The organism is Deinococcus radiopugnans ATCC 19172 (genome assembly GCF_006335125.1).
GTDB lineage: Bacteria > Deinococcota > Deinococci > Deinococcales > Deinococcaceae > Deinococcus > Deinococcus radiopugnans.
Map to the genome: position 1 here is coordinate 90,034 of NZ_VDMO01000006.1, position 20,138 is coordinate 110,171.

Sequence of the window (20,138 nt, forward strand, 5' to 3'; positions counted from 1 at the left end):
CACACTGAAAACCGGGACAGAGCCAGATGAACCCCACACTCGCTCAGCCTGAGGCCGCGCCGCGTAGACTTCCGGCATGACCGCCTCTGCCCCCACGCGCGACGTGCTGCTTACCTGCCCGCTGGACTGCCCCGACGCCTGCCGCCTGCGGGTCACGCTCGGGCGCGGCGAGGACGGAAAGGAGCGAATGCTCAAGGTCACGGGAGACGCCGACCACCCCTACACCCGGGGCTTTGCCTGTGCCAAGACGGTGCATTACCCGGCGCGGGCCAACCACCCAGACCGTCCCCTGTATCCGCTGCGGCGCATAAACCCGAAGACCGACGCCGAGCCGGTGTTCGAGCGCGTGAGCTGGGACGCGGCGCTTGGCGACATCGCCGCCCGCCTGCGGACGCTGCTGGACACCCGTGGCCCGCAGAGCATCCTGCGCTACCACTACGCCGGAACGATGGGCCTGATGGAAGGCGCCCACGTCCACGCGCTGTTCCGCGCCCTGGGCACCCCGGAACTGGACGAGACGATCTGCGCCACCGCCGGTACCGAGGCCTGGGCCATGGGTTACGGCGCGCGTTACGCGGTGGACCCGGCGGACGTGCGCCACGCCCGACTGATCGTGCTGTGGGGCATCAACAGCCTGAGCACCCACAGCCACCTGACCCCCGAACTCACGGCGGCCCGCAAGGCTGGGGCCAGGATCATCTGCATTGATCCCTACCGCAACCGCAGCGCCGCCTACGCCGACACGCACCTCAAACTCCGGCCCGGCAGCGACACCGCGCTGGCGCTGGGCGTGATGCACGAGCTGTTCGCCCACGGCTGGACTGACAACGCCTACATCGCCGAGGCGACCCAGGGCGTCGAGGAGTTGCGGGAGGCCGCCCGCGAGTGGACGCCGCAGCGCACGGCCGCCACGACCGGCCTGAGCGTGGCGGAGGTGCAGGATCTCGCCCGCGCCATCGGCACCACCCGGCCCACCTACATCCGGGTGGGCTACGGCATGACCCGCCACGAATACGGCGGCACCAACCTGCGGGCCGTCACCCTGATCCCGGCGCTGACCGGCGACTGGCGCGTGCCGGGCGGCGGCTGCGTCCTGAGCAGCAGCGGGGCCTTCAAGCTCAACCGTACGCGGCTGGGCGCGGCCCACCTGATCCGGGAGGACGCGCCGCACATCAACATGAACGCCTTCTCGGACGCCCTGAAGCCCGCCGCCGGACTGGGCGCCACGCTGATCTACAACTGCAACCCGGCGGTGGTGGCCCCCGATTCGGGCGGCGTGCGCGCCGGCCTGGAGCGCCCTGACCTGCTGGTGGTGGTGCTGGAGCAGGCCATGACCGAGACGGCCCGGCTGGCCGACTACGTGCTGCCCGCCACGACCTTTGCCGAACACGCCGACGTGTACACCAGTTACGGCCACCACTGGCTGGGCTACAACCCCGCCGAGCTGGAGGCCCCCGGCGAGACGCGGCCCAACTCCTGGGTGTTTCAACAGTTGGCCCGCCGCCTGGGCGTGACCGAGCCGAGCGTGTACTGGAGCGTGGATGACCTGCTGGAGGCCGTGCTGGACAGCGGCCACCCATACCTGGCGGGGATCACCCCGGAGCGGCTGAAGGCCGAGGGCAGCGTGCGCCTGAACCTGCCCACGCCCTTCCTGCCGTATGCCCACGGGGCGGAGACCCCCAGCGGCCGGGTGCAGCTCTCACCCGCCCCGGTTCACCGCGAGGCGCAGGCCGCCCTGAACGACGCCTATCCCCTGCGGCTGCTGACCCCGCCGGCGCATCACTTCCTGAACAGCACCTACGGCAACCTGCCCAACCTCACCCGCGCCGAGGGCGGCGAACCCCAAATGCTGATCCATCCCGACGACGCGCAGGCCGCCGGGCTGAGCGACGGGGACTCTGCCTCCCTGGAATCCGAGGTGGGCCGGGTTCAGCGCCGCGTGCGGGTGACCGGGGCCACGCAGCCGGGCGTGGTGGTGGTGGAGGGCACGTGGTGGGGCCTGTCGGCGCCGGACGGCCAGAGCATCAATACCCTGACCGCCCAGACACTCACCGACCTGGGCGGGGGCAGCACCTTCCACAACACGCGGGTGCGCGTGCGGCCGGCCGGGACCGCTGTGTCCTGACCGGACCGGGGGGCATGCCACGCGCGGCCAGCAATGCGTGCTTGCTCTGTGCCCGTCCCAGATGCCCGACGAGAGTGGGGTAACTGCTCAGGCGCGCAAAGTTGTGTCCAACCCAGCATCGGGAGAAAAGCGCAGACGCTCACCTGCCAGCAACACCCAACCCGGCACATCTCCAATTTGTCGATGTGCCTAGGTGCTGCCATGTGCGTGGCCGCTAAGGTCAGCCCGTGGGATTTCAAGGCGGAGAAGGTGGACTTCATCCCCCACTAGAGACGGTCTCTCTTCAATACGTCCCGGATGGGTAAATCCAAACTGACGATGATCCTGCTCCCCTGCATGCGTTATGTCAGGCGATCAGATGAATCCGCCTCAATACTCATACACACCAAAATCGGCGTTCAGCGCTTCGGCCTGCTTGAGATGACCGCCCTCCAACTCGTGGGCCACCAGGGAGGCCAGCAGCGTGATGACGCTGACGAAGGGAGCCAGTGACGCCAGCACGTCCGTGCCGTGTGTGGGCAGTTGCAGACATTGATGGGCAACCTTACTCAGCGGTGACGCGCCCTGATCGGTGATCAGAAGAACCTGAACTCCCTGCTTGTGCAGGGCGCGGACCATTCGTGTGGTGGCACGGCTATATCGCCGCAGGGTAAAGGCCACGACCACGTCCTGTGGGGTGACCTCCAGCAGTTGTTCGGGGCGGCTGAGCAGCAGGTCGGCAGAGTAGGCCCGGACATGCGGACGGAACGACGCCAGAATGGTTTCAGCCAGAAGCGAGATGCCGTACGACGAACGCGCGCCCACCACCCACACCTGTTTGGCGGCAGCGATGGCACGGGCAAAGGCCAGCAGCCGGGCTTCGGGAATATCCTGGAGGGCCTCCAGATTGGCGTGCTCACTGGCCCAGAAGCGGGCCACCACGCTGTCCTCGCTGCCCGGCTGCTTCATGCCCAGCGTGGCGCGCAGGTCCTGGCGAATCACCCGCTGCAGGTGGGGGTAGCCCTCAAAGCCGACGCGCTGAGCAAAGCGGGTAATGGCCGCGCCGCTCACCGCCAGCGATTCGGCGATTTCTCCTGCGCTGAGAAAGGGGATCTCCTCGGCATGATCGATGACATACCGTGCGATCTGCTGATCACGCCGTCCGAAATCTTCCAGGCCCGCGCGCAGCTGGTCCACTGCCGACGATGAAGTGGATTCGGCAGGCGAGAGGGAAGCGGCAGTGGTCATGAGGCCACGAACCTGCCCGCCCCCGGCCCATACAGCCGCTTGCCCGGCAAGGCCAGCGTATGCTTGCCGCCTCTGAGGGTCTGCACCCCGTTCACCCACACGTCGCGCACGCCTACGGAAAGCCGGTTGGACTCGGTGTAGGTGGCCCGGTCACTGATGGTCTGCGGATCGAAAACCACCACGTCGGCGTAGGCTCCCTCGCGCAACTGACCCCGGTCGGTCAGGCCCAGATGCTCGGCGGGCAGGCTGGTCATGCGGCGCACGCCCTCCTCCAGGCTCAGCAGGCCCAGCTCGCGCACGTAGCGGCCCAGCAGGCGGGTAAAGTTGCCCAGCGCGCGCGGATGGCCGCCCGCAAAGCCACCGTCCTGTTCGCCAGGATCGTCCCCCGCCGCGTCGGAGCCCAGCATCACCCAGGGTTCCTTGAGCTGAAGCTGGATGTTCTCCTCTGTCATCAGGTGGTACATGGTACCGACACCGTCCGGCTCGGACTCGATCAGATCCAGTGCCGCGTCGATCCAGTCCTGGCCGCGCAGTGCGGCAATCTCGGCCAGCGATTTGCCAAGGTATTCGGCATGTTCGGGCCGTTTCAACCCCACCGGATACACGCCTTCCGGCCCGGCCAGGTTGCCCAGCGGTTCCCAGGTGCCATCGGGTTCGAGCATGGCGGCCCGGATGCTGGCACGGGTGGCGGGATCGCGCAGCCGCTCTTTGAGCCGATCGTCCTCGCTGGCCCACGGTGGACAGGAGGCGGCCAGACCGGTGCCGCCCGCCGTGTACAGGTACATGTCGGCGTGAATGTCCTGCCCCGCCGCACGCCCGGCATTGATGCGTTCGATCAGGGTCTGCATCTGCGGCCACGCCGGAGCGCCCGCCGCCTTGAGATGGTAGAGGTGCAGCCGCGCCCCGCTGCGCTGCGCGATCTCCAAGGCCTCAGCGAAGCCGTCCAGAATCGCCGCCCCCTCCGAGCGCATATGGGTGATGTAGATGCCCCCCGCGCGGCCCACCTCCTCGCACACCGCCACCAGTTCATCGGTGCTGGCGTAGCTGCCGGGCGGGTAGATCAGCGCGCTGGCGACGCCAAACGCGCCGTCCTGCATGGCCTCACAGGTCACGCGGCGCATTTCGTCCAGTTCCTGCGGCGTCGCCTCGCCCGCCGCGTGGCCCTTGCCGATCATCCGGACGGTAGTGGCCCCCAGGAAGGAGCCGAAGTTGACGGCGGCGCCCACCTCCGCCTGCGCGGCCATCCAGTCGCCGAAACGTGACCAGCCGTTCGCGCGTGCTTTCCAACTTTCGTCGTCATTGGGCAGGCCATGAACCGGAAAGGCATGGGCCTCACCCGGCACTGCCGGGGCCGGGGTCCAGCCCTCACCCATGATCTCGGTGGTTACGCCCTGGGTGACCTTGCCCACGCTCAGACCGTCGCCCAGCAGGCTGGACACACTGTGGCTCATCACGTCGATAAAGCCCGGAGCCACCACCATCCCGGTAGCGTTGATCACCACGGCCCCATCCGGTGCGGGGCTGCCCGGTTCGCCGATGCGGACGATGCGCTCGCCGTCGATCAGCAGATCGGCCCGCCGACCAGGGGCGCCCGTACCGTCGATCACGGTGCCGCCCGTAATCCAGGTTTGACTCACAAGGCGTCCACCGGCAGACTGGCGCTGGCCGCGTCGGCACTCGCACGGGGGTACAGCCGCGCCCCAAAGCGCAGAAAATCCACCTCGTCGCCTTTCATCAGGAATTCCACGCCGAGCCCGTCAGCGTCGCCGCCCACCACGATGGCGCGCTGGGGGGCGATAAAACGCAGAGCCAGATTCTCGGTGCCGCCCGACGTGGTGTTGGGAATCACCAGCACCAGTTGACCGTCCTGCACCTGGGCCTCGATCTTGTAGGTCTGTCCGATCACGTCGTAGGTGCCTGAGAACAGGTCAAGCTGGCCCGCTTCCAATTTGACCGCCGCGCGTTCCGGCTTGACCAGGCCCAGCAGCTCACGCTTGACCCACTCGCCCAGCTTGCGGTTCATGGCGTGGCCGTTGCTGGCATTGGTCATGGCAATAAAGCCCACCCCCCGGTCCGGCGACACCCAGAAGTCCGACTGATGACCCAGCGTGGTACCGCCGTGGCTGATGATCAGCGCGTCCGGGTACTGATCGATGAACCAGCTCTGGCCCACCTGCCCCTCCTCACCGGGAAAGGAATTGATGCCGACACCCACGGGCCGCACCGGCGTCCACAGATGGGTGCGGTCCAGCCCGCCCAGCGTGGGCGTTTCGGGCACTTGAGCGTCGTCCGCCGCGTTCTCCTGGGCCGCCGCCATTTCCGGCATGGTGCCCGACATGATGTAGTGGGCGTATTTCGCCATGTCGGTGACGGTAGAAGAGCAGCTGCTGCCCGCCGGAGCCGCCGAGCGCATCATCATCCACGGGCGCTGCACCACCATGTCACCGTCAATCTTGTTGTGTCCGGCGGCGAAGCGGTGGGTCATGATCTCATTGGTAAAGAAGAAGGTGTGATCCATGCCCAGCGGCTTGAGCACCAGCTCGGTCACGGCCGCCTCATAGGTCTGGCCGGTGACCACCTCGATCACCCGCCCGGCCACGAAGAAGCCCGCGTTGTTGTAGCTCCAGTGGCCGCGCAGCGGCACCACCTGGGGCGATTCGGCCAGCTTGTCCAGCACCTTCGCCACGGCGTCGTCCCCCTCGCCCGTGTCTTCGAACAGATCCCCCTGGAACCCGCCCTGGTGGGTCAGCACGTCGCGCGTCGTCAGGGCCGCCGCCACCGACTCGTCTTTCAGCTTGAAGTCCGGCAGATACGTCCGCACCGGCACGTCCAAGTCCAGCTTGCCCTGTTCCACCAGCACCGAGCAGGTCAGCGAGGTCAGCGTCTTGGTGGTGCTGCCGATCTGGAAGATGGTGTCCGAATCAATCGGCAGCGGGTTTTCAACGCTGGTCACGCCCAAGTTGACGAAGTGATCGCCGTCCGGGGTCAGCAGGCCCAGCGTGATGCCGGGAACCTTGTATTCGGCCAGGAGCCTTTGGGCCTCCTGCTCGAAGGCGGCGGCAAGTTCGGTGGTGCTTTTCGGGGTGGTTGCGGTCATGGGGTTCTCCTCAAATCTGGGACATGGAGGCGGGCGAACGGGTGGCCGGGACCGATACTTTCTGTCGCCGTGCACGGACGGGCACGGCGCGGGAAACATGGCAGCCCTGCAGCGGCTACTTGCTCAGCACTCGGAACAGGTTGGTCTTGTTGAATTCCGGGTAGCCCTTGAGGGCCGAGGTGGTGGCGGCAAACACCAGCGGCTGCGGCAGCGGCAGCGCGTAGGTCTGCGCGTTGAGGTACGTCAGCAGCGCCTTGTACAGCGGTTTGCGGGCACTTTGCCCCACGGTGTCGCGGGCTTTGTCCAGCATCTGTTCCATCTTGGGATCCTTGATGTTGGTGGCCGCGCCCAGGATTCCACTGGAACTGTACAGCCCGCGCAGGTTGGTGTCAGGATCCGCGCCGCCCCAGGTCAGCGCCCCGAAGGGCAGCTTGCCCCCCAGCAAGGACGCGTTGGCCGCACTCAATTCCAGGGTGCTGACCGTGGCGTGGAACTTGGGATTCAGTTGCTCGATGTTCTGCTTGTAGATGCCGGCCACCACCTGAGACAGCCCACTGCCACCGAAGGTGGACAGGGGAATGGTGAAGCCGGTGGTCCACAGCTTGCCGCCGAACGCCTGCTTGAGTTCGGCCTCAGCGGTCTTGAGGCTGTAGGCGGGGGGCTTCAGGGTCTTGTCGTCGGCCCAGTTGTTCGGCGGCAGGGTGGTGTTGCGGCTCAAACCAAAGCCTTGCAGGCCGTCTTTGACAAAGGTCTTGGTGTCGAACATCGCCGCGAACGCCTTGCGAACGTGAATGTCGCTGAAAAAGTTGGCGGGGATGTTGTTCTCGGCCAGCTGACCGGCGGGCAGCAGCTTGTCGTCCTTGATGTTCTGGTTGAACAGCACCACGCTGGTCAGGTCACGGGTGGGCAGATCCTCATAGACGGTCACGCCGGACACGCCCTTGAGCTTGGCCAGGGTGTCGCGGTCTGGGATCAGCGCAATGTCGGCGTCGCCTTTTTGCAGGGCCAGCACGCGGGCGGTGTCGCTGTCCACCTTTTGCAGGATCACGTTTTTCAGCGCGGGTGCGCCGCCCCAGTAGCCGTCAAAGGCCTTCATCACGAAGCGGCTGGGATCGCGCGCCACGAACCCATACGCCCCGGTGCCCACCGGCTTCTGTGCCATCACTGAGTTGGACACGTCCTTGCCCAGAAAGGCGCCGAAATCCTTGGCCGTGCCGCTCCAGTCGCCGCCAGCCACCAGCGTCTTCATCGGCACGATGTAGGTCTGGGTGATGGAGTCGAGCAGGCTGGGCACATTGCGGTCCAGCGTCAGCACCAGTTGGCCCGCCGCGTTGCACTTGACGGTGTTCGCCAGCTTGGCGAAGGTGTAGGTCTTCTTGACGTCCGGGGTGAAGCCGGGAATGCTCAGCAGGTTGGCGCGAATCTGCGCGGCCAGCGAGGTTTCACTGCCCACCAGGAAGGTGCGGCGCAGCGAATATTCCGCGTCGGCGCAGGTCATGCCAGTGCCGTCGTGGAACTTCACGTTCTTGCGCAGGGTAAAGGTCGTGACCTTGCCGTCCTTACTCTGGGTAAAGGAGGTGGCGAGCAGCGGCTCGTACTTGCCGAAGTTGTTGAGGTACAGCCCCTCGAACATCTGCTGAACGGGCAGCACGTCCCAGGTCGCAATAGCCTGTGCAGGTTCCACGCTGGCGGTGGCCGAGGCGATCTGGTAGACCAGCGCGTCCTTCGGGGTTGCCAGGGCGCTTGAAGCGATGAGGGCCAGCGTCAGGCAGGGCAGAGAACGTTTCATGGGTGAACCTCCACAGGAGTGAGGGGGCGAGCGAAAGAGGGGCCGACAGAGGCGTGGAGGTTCAAAGCTAGGGAGACGGACCGGGCGGCGGCATCAGCGGTTCCTGGGGTCCAGCGCCTCGGCCAGGCTGTCGCCCAGCAGGCTCCAGCCCAGGCTGTAGGCGAAGATGCACAGGCCCGGAAAGAGAGTGACGTACCAGTACGCAAATGGTTCGCCCGGCGGCCCCTGAATCCACTTCTGGGCCAGGGCGATCAGCTGGCCCCAGTCGGCGTAGCCCAGCGGCGTGCCCAGACCCAGGAAGGACAGCGTTCCGGCCACGATGGGCAGGCTGCCCATTTCCAGCACCACGATGGTCAGCAGCGGGCCAATCGCGTTGGGCAGGACGTGGCGCAGGGCCACGCGAATCCGGCTGGCTCCCAGGCTCTGAGCCGCCGCCGCGAATTCCAGCTCGCGCAGGCGCAGCACCTCCGAGCGGACCACGCGCGCCAGCCCCGCCCACGACACCAGGCTCAGGGCGATGATGATGTTCAGCAGCCCCGGCCCCAGCGCCGCCACCAGCACCAGGATCAGCACCAGCGCAGGAAAGGCGAAGATCACGTCGGTCAGGCGCATCAGCAGGTTGTCGGTCACGCCGCCCAGGAAGCCGGCGGTCAGGCCCACCAGCGCGCCGACGGTCACGGTGATCGCCAGCACGGTCAGGCCCAGGAAAATGGCCGTGCGCGTGCCCCAGACCAGTCCGTAGCGGATATCGTAGCCGTTTACCCGGCCCAGCGGGGCGTCGGCGGCGGGTGGGTTGGGCTGCGCAGCGAAGCCGACACGCGGCATCTGGAGACACGCGTCCGGCGTCGCCACCACCTCGCGCAGGTACGCCAGCGGGCCGGGAATGGTCTGGGCCTCGCCCATGCCCAGCGCCCGGCGGCAGTTGCCCTGAGGCGGGGCCAGCACCGGGGCCAGCAGCGTGATCAGGAGAAAAAAGCTGACCAGCACCGCGCCTACACGGGCCAGCCGGTTGTGCCGGAACAGCCTGGCCCAGAAGCCGCCCTGCGCCCTCGCCTTGACGGTGCGGACCCCTGCTCCACGGACGACAGTCATGCGTACCTCACGCGCGGGTCAATCACCGTGTAAGCCAGGTCAATCGCCAGATTGATCAACACCACGATGGTCGCGGCCAGCAGCGCGAAGCCCAGCACGCCCGGCAGGTCTCCCAACGCCGCCGCCTGCGCCGCCCACGCCCCAACGCCGGGATAGCCGAACAGCGTCTCTGCAATCACCGCGCCCTGCAACAGCCCGGACACGCTCAGGCCTGCCAGCGTGATGATGGTCAGGAGGGCATTGCGCCGGGCGTGCTTGCGGATCACTACTTTCTCGGTCATGCCCTTGGAGCGGGCCGTGCGGATGTAGTCGCTGTTCAGGGCTTCGAGCATGCTGGTGCGCGTTCCCTTGATCAGTCCAGCGCTGCCCACCACCATCAAGGTGAACACCGGCATGATCAGGTGCTTGAGGGCGTCCCAGAAGACATCGGGGCGACCCGCCAGCAGCGCGTCGATGGTGGTCAGGCCCGTCACGCGTTTGATCTCGCCAGTCAAGAAAGAGATGGCGCTGTCGTTGCTGAGATTGCCGGTGCCGGGCAGCAGGTTCAGTGCGCCGTAGAAGATCACCAGCAGCCACACGCCCAGCACAAAGCTGGGGGTGCTGTAGCCCACCACCGCGATCACGCGGACGATGGCGTCGGCGGTCTTGCCCCGTTGTACGGCGGCCTTTGAACCCAGCCACACGCTCAGACTGATCAGCGGCACCAGGGTGAACAGCGTCAGCTCCAGCGTGGCGGGAAAGCGTGCCAGCAGGGTTTCCAGGACTGGCTGCCCACTGGTGCGCGAGAAGCCCAGGTTGCCGCCCAGGGCCAGCCCCAGCCACCTCCAGTACTGCTCGAACACGCTGGCGTCGAGGTGGTTGGTCTTGATGATCTCCGGGATGCGCCCCAGCTGCGCCAGATCGGTGGTGTAGGCCACGGCGCGCTGCTCCACCGGAATCAGCTGCATCACCAGCACGATCAGGAACGTCACCGCCAGCAAGATCAGCGGCAGCGCCAGCAGACGGCGCAGGATGAAGCTCAGCACACAACCTCTTGCGTGAACAGGTACTGGCGGCGGGCCAGGTCCACGTCCACGAGCGAGTAGCCCTCGCTGAACAGCCGCGTGAAGACGGGGCGCGTGCGCCGCCGCCATTCCACGGCCAGGGCGCGGTCATCGCGCAGCAGAGCGTAATAGTCCTGCGCCGGCACGCCCATCGCCAGCGCACGCGGCAACCTCTCCGGCAGGTCAGCGTGCAAGGGATGGAATGCCTCGCCCTCCGGCCACGCCTCGTCCGCCCGTCCGGCCAGATGAGCCTCTACACGCGGGCTGTTCAGATGCCACACGGCTTCCAACCGGTCCGAAGCCGCGCCTGCGCTGATGTTTTCCATGTCGCCGTACTGATCGGGCAGGTAGGTGCGGACCACCGCGCCCAGACGGTGGATGTTGAGGTGCGCGTTGACGGCCAGCAGCGGATCGAAGGTCCAGTGCACGTGCGTGATGCCGCGCTCCAGGCACCATTGCCGCTGAAAGTGCTTGAGGCGCTCGCCGAGGCGCTGCTGGCGGCAGGCTGGATGCACGCCCATGCGGTGCGAGTGTTGCACGCCGACTGTTGAAGTGGGCAGGGCTTCCAGGTACGCCCAGATCTGCCCCTGCGCGTCCACGGCCCCGGCCACCAGGCCGCCCACATACTGGATGACGCGCAGCATCACTGTGTCCTCGGGCCGGTCGGTCTGCCCCCAGATGGCGTGGGCCAGCGGTATCGTCGCCGCCAGCTCCTGCGGGCCGCGCAGCTCACGCAGCGTCAGGCCGCCGTGAGGCATGGGGCTGGCGGCGGGCCGGGTCACGTTCAGCGTCCCGCCACGGGCTGCCGGGCCGGACCAACCTCGAATTTCTGCTGCGTGACGCTGTCCAGAAAGGGCAGATCCAGCGTCACGCCGATGCCATGACCGGCAGGCACGGGCATCACCCCGTCCGTGGTTTCCAGCGCCTCATGAATCAGGTCACGCGCCCAGTACCGCGAGGAGCTGCTGGTGTCGCCGGGCTTACTGAAGTTCTCCAGCGTCGCCAGGTGGATGTTGTGCGCGCGCCCCACACCGCTTTCCAGCATGCCGCCGCACCACACCGGGGCGTTGAAGGCTGCCGCCACATCATGCACGCGCCGGGCTTCCAGGTGGCCGCCCACCCGCCCCACCTTGATGTTGACCAGTCGACAGGCGGCCGTTTCCAGCGCCTTGCGGGCGTCCTGCGCCGTGGTGATGCACTCGTCCAGGCACAGCGGCGTGTTCATCAGTGCCTGCAGCTTGGCGTGATCGCGCATGTCGTTCCAGGCCAGCGGCTGCTCGATGTAGTCCAGCCCCAGCGTGTCCAGCTCACGCAGCGTATTCAGGTGCGCCAGGGTGTAGGCGGCATTGGCATCTACCGTGACGGGCGTGTTCGGCAGCGCCGCCTTGACGGCCCGCACCACGTCCACGTCCCAGCCCGGCTGAATCTTGAGCTTGATGCGTTTGTAGCCCTGCTCAGCGTGCGACACGGCGCTGTCCACGGTGGCCTCCACCGATTTCTGAATACCCAAAGACACGCCCACATTCACCGCGTCGCGCACGCCACCCAACACGGCGCAGAGGGGCTGCTCCAGGCTTCTGGCCCACAAATCCCAGAACGCCATCTCCACGGTGGCCAGCGCCATCCGGTTGCCGCGAATGCCCGACAGATGGCGCATCAGCTGCTCGGGATTGGCCCAGCTCCGGCCCAGGACGCCCGGCAGTACCGTGTCCTGAAGCAGGGCCAGCGCGCCGCTGATGGTTTCCTCGCGGAAGTCCGGGCGCAGGTCCATGACCCCCTCGGCCACCCCTTCCAGGCCCTCGCCGAACAGCCTCAGTAACACAAAGTTCTTGTCGGTCATGACGCCAAACGAGGTCCGGAAGGGCTTCAGGAGGGGCAACGACACCACGCGAAGTTCGGCGCGCTCAAGCCGCATGGCACGCCCCGGCACGGCAAAGGAGGCCTGAGGTGATGGCGGAGGCGCGAGAATGCCGAAAGCAGAAACCTGCCAGCATGAATACTCCTTGTCGATAACCGTGTGGGACTGACCGAATGCGAGTTGGATCCCGGATGAAATTGTTCTTGAATTTAATTTTACAGCATTGTAAGGAAGTGCAAGACATTTTACAAGCGTCGTTGCACCGCCGACCGCTTTTGAAGGCTCATTTTCTTGTGCGATCCACGGTGGCCTTGCGTCTACAGCGATAGAGCGGGACGCCGCTGGGGTGGCCGGCGACGTGCGTCCCTGTCCGGTCTCCTGCTGCTCGATTGACTTGAGCCGGGGCCTGCTGGGCCGTGTCTCAATTCACCGCGCCGCGCACCAGCATCAGCGCGATGGTGTATTCGGGCGCGCCCGGTCTTTCCTCAGCTTCAAAATCTTCCAGCACTGCCCACAAGCGGCGCTTGAGTTCATTGGCCCTGTCACGGCTCAGGTGCAGATGCCCAATGTTTAAGAAGAACGGTTCATCGCCGAAAAGCAGCTCATGGGCCGGACCATGTTCGTCACCGATCAGCAGGTGAACATTTTCCGCACTGCTCTCCAGCCAGAAGCCCCAGTGCGGCGAGCGTTCGCGCAGGACCCGGACGCTATGGCCAATCAAGGTTTCAAATCGGGGCATCAATTGATCCGAGGCGAAGGCTTCGAGGGTCTCTGCCCCAGCCACCTCGTAGGGAATGAACCACCGACCGGCCATGCGGTAGCGCTTGATGGCCCGGCCCGCACGGGCGTCCGTACGCCCGATCACGGCGATCCCAACCCGTTCCAGTTTGCCCAGCAGGTAATGGGCACGTTGCAGACTGACGCTCAGGTGGGCAGCGGTTTCCGAGGCGCTGCGTTCCGCGTCCATCAGGAAGTCCAGCAATGGGCGCAGGGACACGTCCAGCAGCAGGGCCGCCTGCGCGGTGTTCGCCGTCTGCACATCATCCATGGTCCCGAGCTTAGCGGGCCGCTTCTCCAGAAACCGCCTTCCATCTAGAGTTGGCGCCGCACATAGTGCTGCATGCCCTCCACCCTCTGGAACCGTTCCTTTGTGATCTGGCTGCTCGGCACCGCCCAGAGCCAGCTGGGCTCGGCGCTGGCCGGCATTGCCCTGAGTTTCCTGGTGCTGCACCAGACCGGCTCGGCGGGCCAGATGGCGCTGACGCTGGCCTGCGCTCTGGCCCCCAATCTGCTGCTGCCCCTGGCCGGAGCGGTGGTGGACCGCATGAATCTGAAAGTGCCGCTCATCGGCGCAGATGTGGCGCGCGGTCTGCTGCAGCTGACGGTGGGCGGGCTGGCCCTGGCCTGGGGCGAGGTGCCGCTGTGGCTGGTCAATGGGGCCGCCGTGCTCACCGGACTGGCGGGGATCTTCGCCGGACCGGCCAGCAGCGCCGCCGTCCCCGCGCTGGTGCCAGAACAGGAGTTGACGCGGGCCAATGGCCTGATTGGCGGCGTCAGTCAGGGGGCGTGGCTGCTGGGCACACTGGTGGGTGGGTATCTGGTCACTGCCTTCTCCCCTGCCCTGGCCATCGTGCTCGACGGCCTCAGTTTTCTGGTGATGGGCGCGCTGCTCGTGCTGGTCACCCTGCCCCCACGCGAGAGGAGCAGCGAGACGTCCGAGTCCCTGCTGGACAGCGTGATCAGCGGCCTCCAGTTGATGCGCCGCTCACGGGTCCTGCTGTTCCTGCCCGTAATTGCCCTGCTGCTGAATGCCAGTCTCGCGCCCGTGCAGGTGTTGCTGCCCAAGCTGCTCCTTGGCGGCGCCGCAGCGGCAGGCTACGGGCAGTACCTCGCCGCCGAGAGTGCCGGGATGCTGGCCGCTTCTGCCCTGCTGGCATGGATCGGAGCGCGGCTGCCGCTGCGGCGCACGGTGACGCTGGGGCTGGCCCTGCTGGGCGGGGCCTTGTTCTTGCTGATTCAGTTCGCCGCGCCTCCAGCCCTGCTGGGGGTAGGGGCGCTGCTGGGCGTCGCCATCGCCTCCATCAACACACCCATCACCACGCTGATGCAGCAGATGGTGCCGCCCGCATTTCTGGGGCGCACCTTCAGCGTGTTGATGACCGTCGCCACGCTGGGAATGCCAGTCACGCTGCTGGCCCTTGCTCCTGTGGTGGACCGGTATCCGGCGGCCCTGTTCTTTAACGTGGCCGGCGGCGTGACTCTGCTGATGGCGCTGGCCTGGACAGTGGTGGCCTTGTCAGAGCGAAAGACCCCGGATCTAATGCCTGAATCCCAGAAGGCCGGGGCGAGTTGAACTGCCCTCTCTTCTCACCGCGGACCTACATCCACCTCGATGACGACCAGCGCGAGGAAGCACCGTTCGGTCTGAGCGATCTTTTTCCGTAGGCAGCGCATAGAGACTCCGGGGAATAAGGGCGGAATGAACGCAATCAGTTGGTCAGTGTGACCAAAAAAAGACTTCCCGCAGCGAGGGCGGGAAGGAAATTTACCGTGCTGGACGGTGTTTGGAGCCAGTGATCCGGGTTGAACGGACGACCTACTGATTACGAATCAGTTGCTCTACCACTGAGCTACACTGGCCCAATTCTGCGCCGTCTGCTGACGCAAAGGCTCAGCGAGTATATGGACGCTGCCCCAGGGTGTCAAGGCAAAAGCACAGTCCCGCACCACCGCAATCCCGCCTATGCTGTCCGGCATGACCCACCCGCCGCTCCTCCCTTTCCAGACAGTCTACGGCGCTCCCCAGCCGCTGGACTGGCTATGTCTGGCTCCCCATCCCGACGACGCCGAGATCGGCGCGGGCGGCACCCTGATCCGGCTGGCCCAGGCCGGACGCGCCGTCGGCATTCTGGAACTGTCGCGAGGTGAGCGCGGCACCCAGGGCACCCCGCAGATCCGGGTGCAGGAATGCGCGCGGGCCGCAGTACTCATGGGGTTGAGTTGGCGGGGCAACCTGGGCCTGAAGGACGGTGAGCTGGCCGACACCCCTGCGGGGGCGCATGCCCTGGCCGCCGCCCTGCGTGCCGTGCGCCCCCGCGTGCTGGTGGTGCCGCACCACCGGGACCGCCATCCGGACCACTTCGGCACCTACCATCTGGCCCGGCGGGCGGTCCACCTTGCCCAGCTCCGCCGGGCTGATCTGGACGGTGAACCACACCGCATCTCGCGCACGCTGCTGTACCAGGGCAACGCGGATATTCAGCCTGGACTGTTGGTTGATGTCGGCGGGGTGCAGGCGCAGTGGGAGGCGGCAGTGCGCGCCCACGCAAGTCAGTTCACGGGCGAGGCAGTGTCGGAGACGGTCACCCCCGAAATCATCGAGCGCCGCCGCGCCCGCCAGAGCTACTGGGGCACGCTGGCGCGCGTGCGTTACGCTGAAGCCTTCGAGGCCGAGGACGCGCTGCTGGTGGACCCGCTGGCACTATAGGGCTTGCCAGATCGGCCTCGCACGGGGTCCGGATCTCCGCCTTCCCGCGCCGCTGGCAATGGACGGGGTTCCCGACACCCTGCATGCGCAGTCCAAATCAATAACCTTCGGCCTCCACGATGCGGAGGGTCAGCACCCGCAACAGCCAGGTGGCGGGGCTCAGAACGGCTCGCCGGGTCCTCACCGGCCCCAGCAGTCGCTGGCCGATTGCGCTGCGCCGCAGGGTTCCCAGGGTTCGGCGGACCTCCGCCCTGAGCCCTGCGCCGTGGAACGCCCCCCGGCCCCCACCGGACACGGTCAGACTGTCGAGCACAGCCCCGATGGCCTGCGGCGGGATGACCCTGTCCAGTCGACTGTTTCCAGACAGCAGGTCCTCTTTCACGGCGGCGCGGTGCCGGATCAATTCGGCGTGCCAATTCGTCTCGTAGCCCGACGATCGGGCCAGCGGCACCCGGTAGATGTCGGGGTCCAGTTCCCGCAGGGCGCCGATCAGCAGCCGTTTGCCCGCCAGCAGTTCGGGCGGAAGCCGCTGGATGAACTCGGCCAGTTCGGCGTCCAGGTATGGGGTGTGCACGGCGGCGATCCGGCCCGCGAAGCGCTCGCGCCACGGCAGCAGGCTGTGGGACAGGTACTGCTGGGCCATGATCAGGAAGTCCTGCTGATAGGGGTCAGGATAGCCCGTGACCTGGGCACGGATCTGTCCCAGCGCGGCGCTCCAGGCTGTTTCCAGCTCACGCCGGTCGGCTGGCGTCAGGCACGCCGCTAGAGTGCCCAGACTGCTGAACGGTTCAATGTGACACCGGACCAGCGAATCGGAGACGTCGTGCAGGCGAAACGGCGAGATCTCATGCATCTCGTCGCCCACGAACACATCCGTGATGGTTTGGGAGGCCAGCGTATCCCAGGCGTCGACCTCGTCGCAAAAATTGGTGGCCCCCCGCCCCCAGCGTGCATTGCGGCGAAGGCAGGCCACCAGGTCACCTCTGTAGGCCCGCACGCGCTCGTGACGCGCGCCGTACTGCTCGGCCAGCGGACTGGCCATGCTGGCGTCGCTGCGCGCGAGCTGGGCACCCTGCGCATACGAGAACGTACGAACGTCACAGCCCGCCGCGGTCAGCAGGCTCAGCAGGCCGCGGGAGTCGTGGCCGCCACTCAGGGAAAGGTGCACCGGCCCCGTCAGACCCGCAGTCCGGCGGCGCACCGAACGCCGGAGCAGTTCGGCGTACTCCTGCCGCAGCTCAGCTTCGGGACGGTGATCCAGGCCCCCCGGCGGCCGCAGTTGCCAGTACGCACAGCTCTGAATGCCGCCGCGCTGGAACTCGTGCAGGCTGGCGCGCTCCAGACTCTGTACCCCCTCGTACAAGGTCAGGTGATTCACGAGCATACCGCTCGTCAAGACGCTGGCCAGACCGGCGGAGCGATATGGTCGCCAGCTAAAATCTGGATGGTCCGGCAGCGTGGACACCGTCACGCGCCCACCATCCTGGACGGCGTACAGCTTGTGGGTGCCCAGCCGGTCGGTCACGGCCAGCACGGTGCCCTGCACCTGATCGAGCAGCAACAGCGAGAACGAACCGTCGATCTGCCGGGGAAAGGCTGTCCCGTGCTGACGGTACCGCCGCATCACCTCCGCAAGATCAGTCCCGTACACCTGGCCCTTGAGGACGACGGTCAGACCACCCTGCTGGTGAACGCTCTGCGGCACGGCGTCGAGTTCGGCCTGCCACACGCCGACGGCGAGCATTCCATCCTCCGGTTCACCACAACGGGCGGTCAGGACGACGCTGAAATCATGGCGCAAGACAAACGGTCCTGGCCTGTGTGGGCGCGGCAGGCGGGCAGGGGTGATGGGGGCACACAGACCGCATCCGCGCCTACAACTCCCGGATTTTTGCCAGCACCGCTTCGGGGCGCACGGTGTACTCGCCGGTCTGGGCCTCAATGTGCTGAAAACGCACCACGCCACCCTTGTCGATCAGAAAGACCGCGCGCCCGCTGATGCCGCGCTCATCGATGGCGACGCCGTACTGCCGCGCCACGTTCAGGTTCATGTCCGAGAGCAGCGGCACCTCAATACCGTACTCGGCGGCCCAGGCGCGGTGGGCGTGGATGCTGTCGCGGTTGACGCCCAGCACCGCCGCGCCGGCCTCGGCAAAGTCGTCCTGTCGCCCGGAGTATTCGGGAAGCTGCATGCTGCACACTGGGCTGAAATCCAGCGGGTAGAACACCAGCACCACGTTCTGGTGGCCCCGGTAACTGCTAAGGGTCACGGTTTCCCCGGTGTTGGCGGGCAGGGTAAAGTCCGGCGCAGGCTGTCCGATGAGGCTCATGAGGGCAGTCTAACGGCTGGGGCGATGGCCTGAAGGCTCATTTCTATGCTCCTGTCCTTTTGGCCGGTCTACACGAACTGGGCAGCCCGGTTCAACCCGCTGGGGGTGTTGGCCAGGTCCCCAGGGATTCCGTCGCCCAGCAGGGTTGCTTCAGCCAGGGCTGAATGGCTATAGAGAGGCAAATTCGCGCACCAACCCAGTGTTAGACCGCGTCCCAGTTCAGAAGTCCGTCAGGCATGGCGGGCTAGGGTGGGTGCATACCGTCCCCAGCTCTGCCGCACTCTCGAAGCGCCTCCAAGCAGCAGACAGAGGGAACGCCCCGACCGACCCACCCTATCCCGACGGTGCGCGGACAGTTCAAGGAGAAACCCACATGGCCGAGATTCTGCCCCCCAACATGCTGAGCGAGCGCCCCCAGACCCCGGCGGGCCTGCTGAGCAGCCGCGAAAAAGACCGACTGATCGAGCGCGGTTTTCTGGGCCTGTACCGCTGGTACACCGCCCGCAGCCAGGAAACGCGCAACTGGAACGCGGACCGCAGCTTCGACTGGAAGGCGCTGAGCAAGGACCTGCCGCCCGAGATCGTGACCGTCACCCAGGGCTTTTTTGCCGTCGAGCAGTACGCCCCCGACTTCACCAGCAGCCTGCTGAATCTGGTGCGCCGCAGCCACGGCCGCAGCCACTTTCAGCTCAGGTGGGGCAGCGAGGAAGAGAAGCATGCCGACGCCTGGGAAAACGCCGTACTGTTCAGCGGCAAACGTACCCCGCAGTGGATTGCCGAGTACAAGGAACGTCTGAAATCCCAGACCTGGGAACTGCCCTTTCCCGACGCCATCCACAATCTGGTGTACACCGTGTTTCAGGAACGCGCCACGCAGCTGAACTACCTGAACATGATGAAAATCGCGCAGGGCAAGAGCGACAAGCCGCATCTGGCGGGCTTCTCGGACCCGGTGCTGGCCAAAGTCGCGCAGACGATTGCGGTGGACGAGGCCGCGCACTACAACTTCTTCCTGGAAGGCGTGCGGATGTATCTGTACTACTACCCGCAGCGCACGCTGGAAGCCATCAAGAACGTGATCGGCCAGTTCTCTATGCCCGCGTCCATGCTGGTCCCGGACTGGAAGGAGTTCTCGGAAACGGTGTACCACGCCGGCATCTACGGCCCGCGCGACTTCAACCGCGACGTGATGCAGGTGGCCTTCCGCAACCTGGGCATCGAGAGCCGCAAGGCGCTGGAAGAGGGCATCCGGAAGACCCGCGAGGTGCCGGACTTCGACGGGCACAACCACCAGACCACGGCCATCTTCGACACTTTCGACTACGGGATGGTGGAGGGCGATGTCAAGCGGCTGCACCTGAAAATTCAGGATTACGAGAAGGAGATCGGCTTCGACGAGGTGGACCCCACCGAGTTCGTGGAGAACCCGGCGGTGCCGAGGACGGGCTCCAAGAGCGGTGGACAGGCAGCCGACGACTGAATGCGAGGACGAGTGGACAAGCCCTGGCTTCGGCTGGGACTTTTCGCTGCCCTTAAAAGACCTGAGAGTAGGCAGGACAGTCAGAATTTAGGCCGCTCAGCCAGAGTTGTTGAGGGCCATCTGCAACAGCCACGCGCCCACCAGCAGGACGGGAATGGCTTGCCAGAGGCCCCCTCTCGCCCCTCCCTCCCAGGACCCGAAGATTCGCAGGACACCGAACACCAAAGCCAGCCCGCCGATGACCAGGAGGAAGATCCGAGGGATTCGGCTCATACGAAAGTTTAGATAGGGCTGTCCACAGGTCGGCGAGAACTGGACGCGGCACTCTCCAGCCCGTAAATCTCCAGAAACCGCGCCACCCGTGCCTCCAGAGTAGGCAAAAACGCAACTTCCCCGCAGACCCAGTCCGCCTGATAATTGCGGCAGACGGACGGGCGGGCCGCGTAGATCTGGCAGCGGCAGTCGGCGGCCAGATGCGCGCAGGCCACGCCCAGCGGCTTGTTCAGGGCGTGGATATCGGGGGCCGCGCAGCACGCGCCGCAGCCGGTGCAGTCCCGAATCAGGGCCGAACGCGGCGGGGAGTCGGGCGGCGCGGCGAAGCGGTCCAGCT

The 20,138-nt window shown here is 66.2% G+C and carries 17 protein-coding genes and 1 tRNA gene; 4 read left to right on the forward strand and 14 right to left on the reverse strand.

Translation table 11 applies throughout. The features are described from left to right. The first annotated feature begins 76 nt into the window (after positions 1 to 76). Entirely contained in the window at positions 77 to 2,125 is a 2,049-nt protein-coding gene (locus tag FHR04_RS06930; protein WP_139401934.1) for a molybdopterin oxidoreductase family protein, read from the forward strand. Positions 2,126 to 2,494: 369 nt separating this feature from the next. Here the strand turns inward: FHR04_RS06930 and FHR04_RS06935 are convergent, their stop codons facing one another. The 9 genes from FHR04_RS06935 to FHR04_RS06975 form a co-directional block, all read right to left on the reverse strand. Beyond that, positions 2,495 to 3,352, reverse strand: a complete 858-nt coding sequence (locus FHR04_RS06935; protein ID WP_139401935.1) for a MurR/RpiR family transcriptional regulator — start codon at positions 3,350 to 3,352, stop codon at positions 2,495 to 2,497. Further along, positions 3,349 to 4,989 carry an N-acyl-D-amino-acid deacylase family protein gene (locus tag FHR04_RS06940; protein ID WP_139401937.1) on the reverse strand — a complete coding sequence of 547 codons (1,641 nt, stop codon included), beginning with the start codon at positions 4,987 to 4,989 and terminating at the stop codon, positions 3,349 to 3,351. The genes FHR04_RS06935 and FHR04_RS06940 overlap by 4 nt, the downstream gene beginning before the upstream one ends. Next, positions 4,986 to 6,449, reverse strand: a complete 1,464-nt coding sequence (locus FHR04_RS06945) for a serine hydrolase domain-containing protein (protein WP_139401939.1) — start codon at positions 6,447 to 6,449, stop codon at positions 4,986 to 4,988. Before FHR04_RS06945 ends, FHR04_RS06940 begins: the two co-directional genes overlap by 4 nt. Positions 6,450 to 6,564: 115 nt before the next feature. Continuing rightward, on the reverse strand, positions 6,565 to 8,238 hold the full coding sequence (locus FHR04_RS06950; protein WP_139401941.1) for an ABC transporter substrate-binding protein: 1,674 nt from the start codon (positions 8,236 to 8,238) through the stop codon (positions 6,565 to 6,567). Between the two features lie 93 nt (positions 8,239 to 8,331). Further along, complete coding sequence (locus FHR04_RS06955; RefSeq protein WP_039682687.1) at positions 8,332 to 9,330, reverse strand: ABC transporter permease; 999 nt, start codon at positions 9,328 to 9,330, stop codon at positions 8,332 to 8,334. After that, the gene (locus FHR04_RS06960) at positions 9,327 to 10,355 is read right to left on the reverse strand and encodes an ABC transporter permease (RefSeq protein WP_039682685.1); all 1,029 of its coding nucleotides are present in this window, start codon (positions 10,353 to 10,355) and stop codon (positions 9,327 to 9,329) included. The genes FHR04_RS06955 and FHR04_RS06960 overlap by 4 nt, the downstream gene beginning before the upstream one ends. Then, positions 10,349 to 11,155 (reverse strand): GNAT family N-acetyltransferase, encoded by an 807-nt coding sequence (locus tag FHR04_RS06965; RefSeq protein ID WP_249039013.1) that lies wholly within the window; start codon positions 11,153 to 11,155, stop codon positions 10,349 to 10,351. The genes FHR04_RS06960 and FHR04_RS06965 overlap by 7 nt, the downstream gene beginning before the upstream one ends. Before the next feature lie 2 nt (positions 11,156 to 11,157). After that, positions 11,158 to 12,288 carry an o-succinylbenzoate synthase gene (gene menC, locus FHR04_RS06970; protein WP_139401943.1) on the reverse strand — a complete coding sequence of 377 codons (1,131 nt, stop codon included), beginning with the start codon at positions 12,286 to 12,288 and terminating at the stop codon, positions 11,158 to 11,160. 364 nt (positions 12,289 to 12,652) lie between these two features. Then, complete coding sequence (locus FHR04_RS06975) at positions 12,653 to 13,279, reverse strand: helix-turn-helix domain-containing protein (RefSeq protein ID WP_139401945.1); 627 nt, start codon at positions 13,277 to 13,279, stop codon at positions 12,653 to 12,655. A 72-nt stretch (positions 13,280 to 13,351) separates the two neighbouring features. On the opposite strand from FHR04_RS06975, the gene FHR04_RS06980 reads away from it, so the two are divergent. After that, positions 13,352 to 14,584 (forward strand): MFS transporter, encoded by a 1,233-nt coding sequence (locus FHR04_RS06980; protein WP_139401947.1) that lies wholly within the window; start codon positions 13,352 to 13,354, stop codon positions 14,582 to 14,584. Positions 14,585 to 14,796: 212 nt separating this feature from the next. Here FHR04_RS06980 and FHR04_RS06985 read toward each other — a convergent pair. After that, positions 14,797 to 14,871, reverse strand: a tRNA-Thr gene (locus FHR04_RS06985). A gap of 115 nt (positions 14,872 to 14,986) precedes the next feature. Here FHR04_RS06985 and bshB1 point away from each other — a divergent pair. Beyond that, on the forward strand, positions 14,987 to 15,718 hold the full coding sequence (bshB1, locus tag FHR04_RS06990; protein WP_139401949.1) for a bacillithiol biosynthesis deacetylase BshB1: 732 nt from the start codon (positions 14,987 to 14,989) through the stop codon (positions 15,716 to 15,718). Between the two features lie 97 nt (positions 15,719 to 15,815). Here bshB1 and FHR04_RS06995 read toward each other — a convergent pair whose 3' ends face one another. Together FHR04_RS06995 and FHR04_RS07000 are read right to left on the reverse strand one after the other, a co-directional pair. Next, positions 15,816 to 17,462, reverse strand: coding sequence for an asparagine synthase-related protein (locus FHR04_RS06995; RefSeq protein WP_139401951.1), 1,647 nt, complete (start codon positions 17,460 to 17,462; stop codon positions 15,816 to 15,818). A gap of 130 nt (positions 17,463 to 17,592) precedes the next feature. Continuing rightward, a complete protein-coding gene (locus FHR04_RS07000; RefSeq protein WP_139401953.1) occupies positions 17,593 to 18,048 on the reverse strand; it encodes a peroxiredoxin in 456 nt (151 codons plus the stop codon). Between the two features lie 373 nt (positions 18,049 to 18,421). Here FHR04_RS07000 and FHR04_RS07005 point away from each other — a divergent pair, with 373 nt between their 5' ends. Next, positions 18,422 to 19,528: an acyl-ACP desaturase gene (locus tag FHR04_RS07005; protein WP_039682651.1), complete on the forward strand. Its 1,107-nt coding sequence runs from the start codon at positions 18,422 to 18,424 to the stop codon at positions 19,526 to 19,528. Positions 19,529 to 19,624: 96 nt separating this feature from the next. On the opposite strand, the gene FHR04_RS20935 is transcribed toward FHR04_RS07005, so the two are convergent. Then, positions 19,625 to 19,801 carry a hypothetical protein gene (locus FHR04_RS20935; protein WP_170213881.1) on the reverse strand — a complete coding sequence of 59 codons (177 nt, stop codon included), beginning with the start codon at positions 19,799 to 19,801 and terminating at the stop codon, positions 19,625 to 19,627. An 8-nt stretch (positions 19,802 to 19,809) separates the two neighbouring features. Further along, positions 19,810 to 20,136, reverse strand: a complete 327-nt coding sequence (locus FHR04_RS21350; protein ID WP_139402141.1) for a YkgJ family cysteine cluster protein — start codon at positions 20,134 to 20,136, stop codon at positions 19,810 to 19,812. Positions 20,137 to 20,138 lie beyond the last annotated feature (2 nt).

What these genes read in the sequence shown, in the direction of transcription:
- FHR04_RS06930 (WP_139401934.1), top strand. Translation starts at nt 77, where the DNA reads ATGACCGCCTCTGCCCCCACGCGCGACGTGCTGCTTACCTGCCCGCTG.
- FHR04_RS06935 (WP_139401935.1), bottom strand. Translation starts at nt 3,352, where the DNA reads ATGACCACTGCCGCTTCCCTCTCGCCTGCCGAATCCACTTCATCGTCG.
- FHR04_RS06945 (WP_139401939.1), bottom strand. Translation starts at nt 6,449, where the DNA reads ATGACCGCAACCACCCCGAAAAGCACCACCGAACTTGCCGCCGCCTTC.
- FHR04_RS06950 (WP_139401941.1), bottom strand. Translation starts at nt 8,238, where the DNA reads ATGAAACGTTCTCTGCCCTGCCTGACGCTGGCCCTCATCGCTTCAAGC.
- FHR04_RS06955 (WP_039682687.1), bottom strand. Translation starts at nt 9,330, where the DNA reads ATGACTGTCGTCCGTGGAGCAGGGGTCCGCACCGTCAAGGCGAGGGCG.
- menC (WP_139401943.1), bottom strand. Translation starts at nt 12,288, where the DNA reads ATGCGGCTTGAGCGCGCCGAACTTCGCGTGGTGTCGTTGCCCCTCCTG.
- FHR04_RS06975 (WP_139401945.1), bottom strand. Translation starts at nt 13,279, where the DNA reads ATGGATGATGTGCAGACGGCGAACACCGCGCAGGCGGCCCTGCTGCTG.
- FHR04_RS06980 (WP_139401947.1), top strand. Translation starts at nt 13,352, where the DNA reads ATGCCCTCCACCCTCTGGAACCGTTCCTTTGTGATCTGGCTGCTCGGC.
- bshB1 (WP_139401949.1), top strand. Translation starts at nt 14,987, where the DNA reads ATGACCCACCCGCCGCTCCTCCCTTTCCAGACAGTCTACGGCGCTCCC.
- FHR04_RS06995 (WP_139401951.1), bottom strand. Translation starts at nt 17,462, where the DNA reads ATGCTCGCCGTCGGCGTGTGGCAGGCCGAACTCGACGCCGTGCCGCAG.
- FHR04_RS07000 (WP_139401953.1), bottom strand. Translation starts at nt 18,048, where the DNA reads ATGAGCCTCATCGGACAGCCTGCGCCGGACTTTACCCTGCCCGCCAAC.
- FHR04_RS07005 (WP_039682651.1), top strand. Translation starts at nt 18,422, where the DNA reads ATGGCCGAGATTCTGCCCCCCAACATGCTGAGCGAGCGCCCCCAGACC.
- FHR04_RS20935 (WP_170213881.1), bottom strand. Translation starts at nt 19,801, where the DNA reads ATGAGCCGAATCCCTCGGATCTTCCTCCTGGTCATCGGCGGGCTGGCT.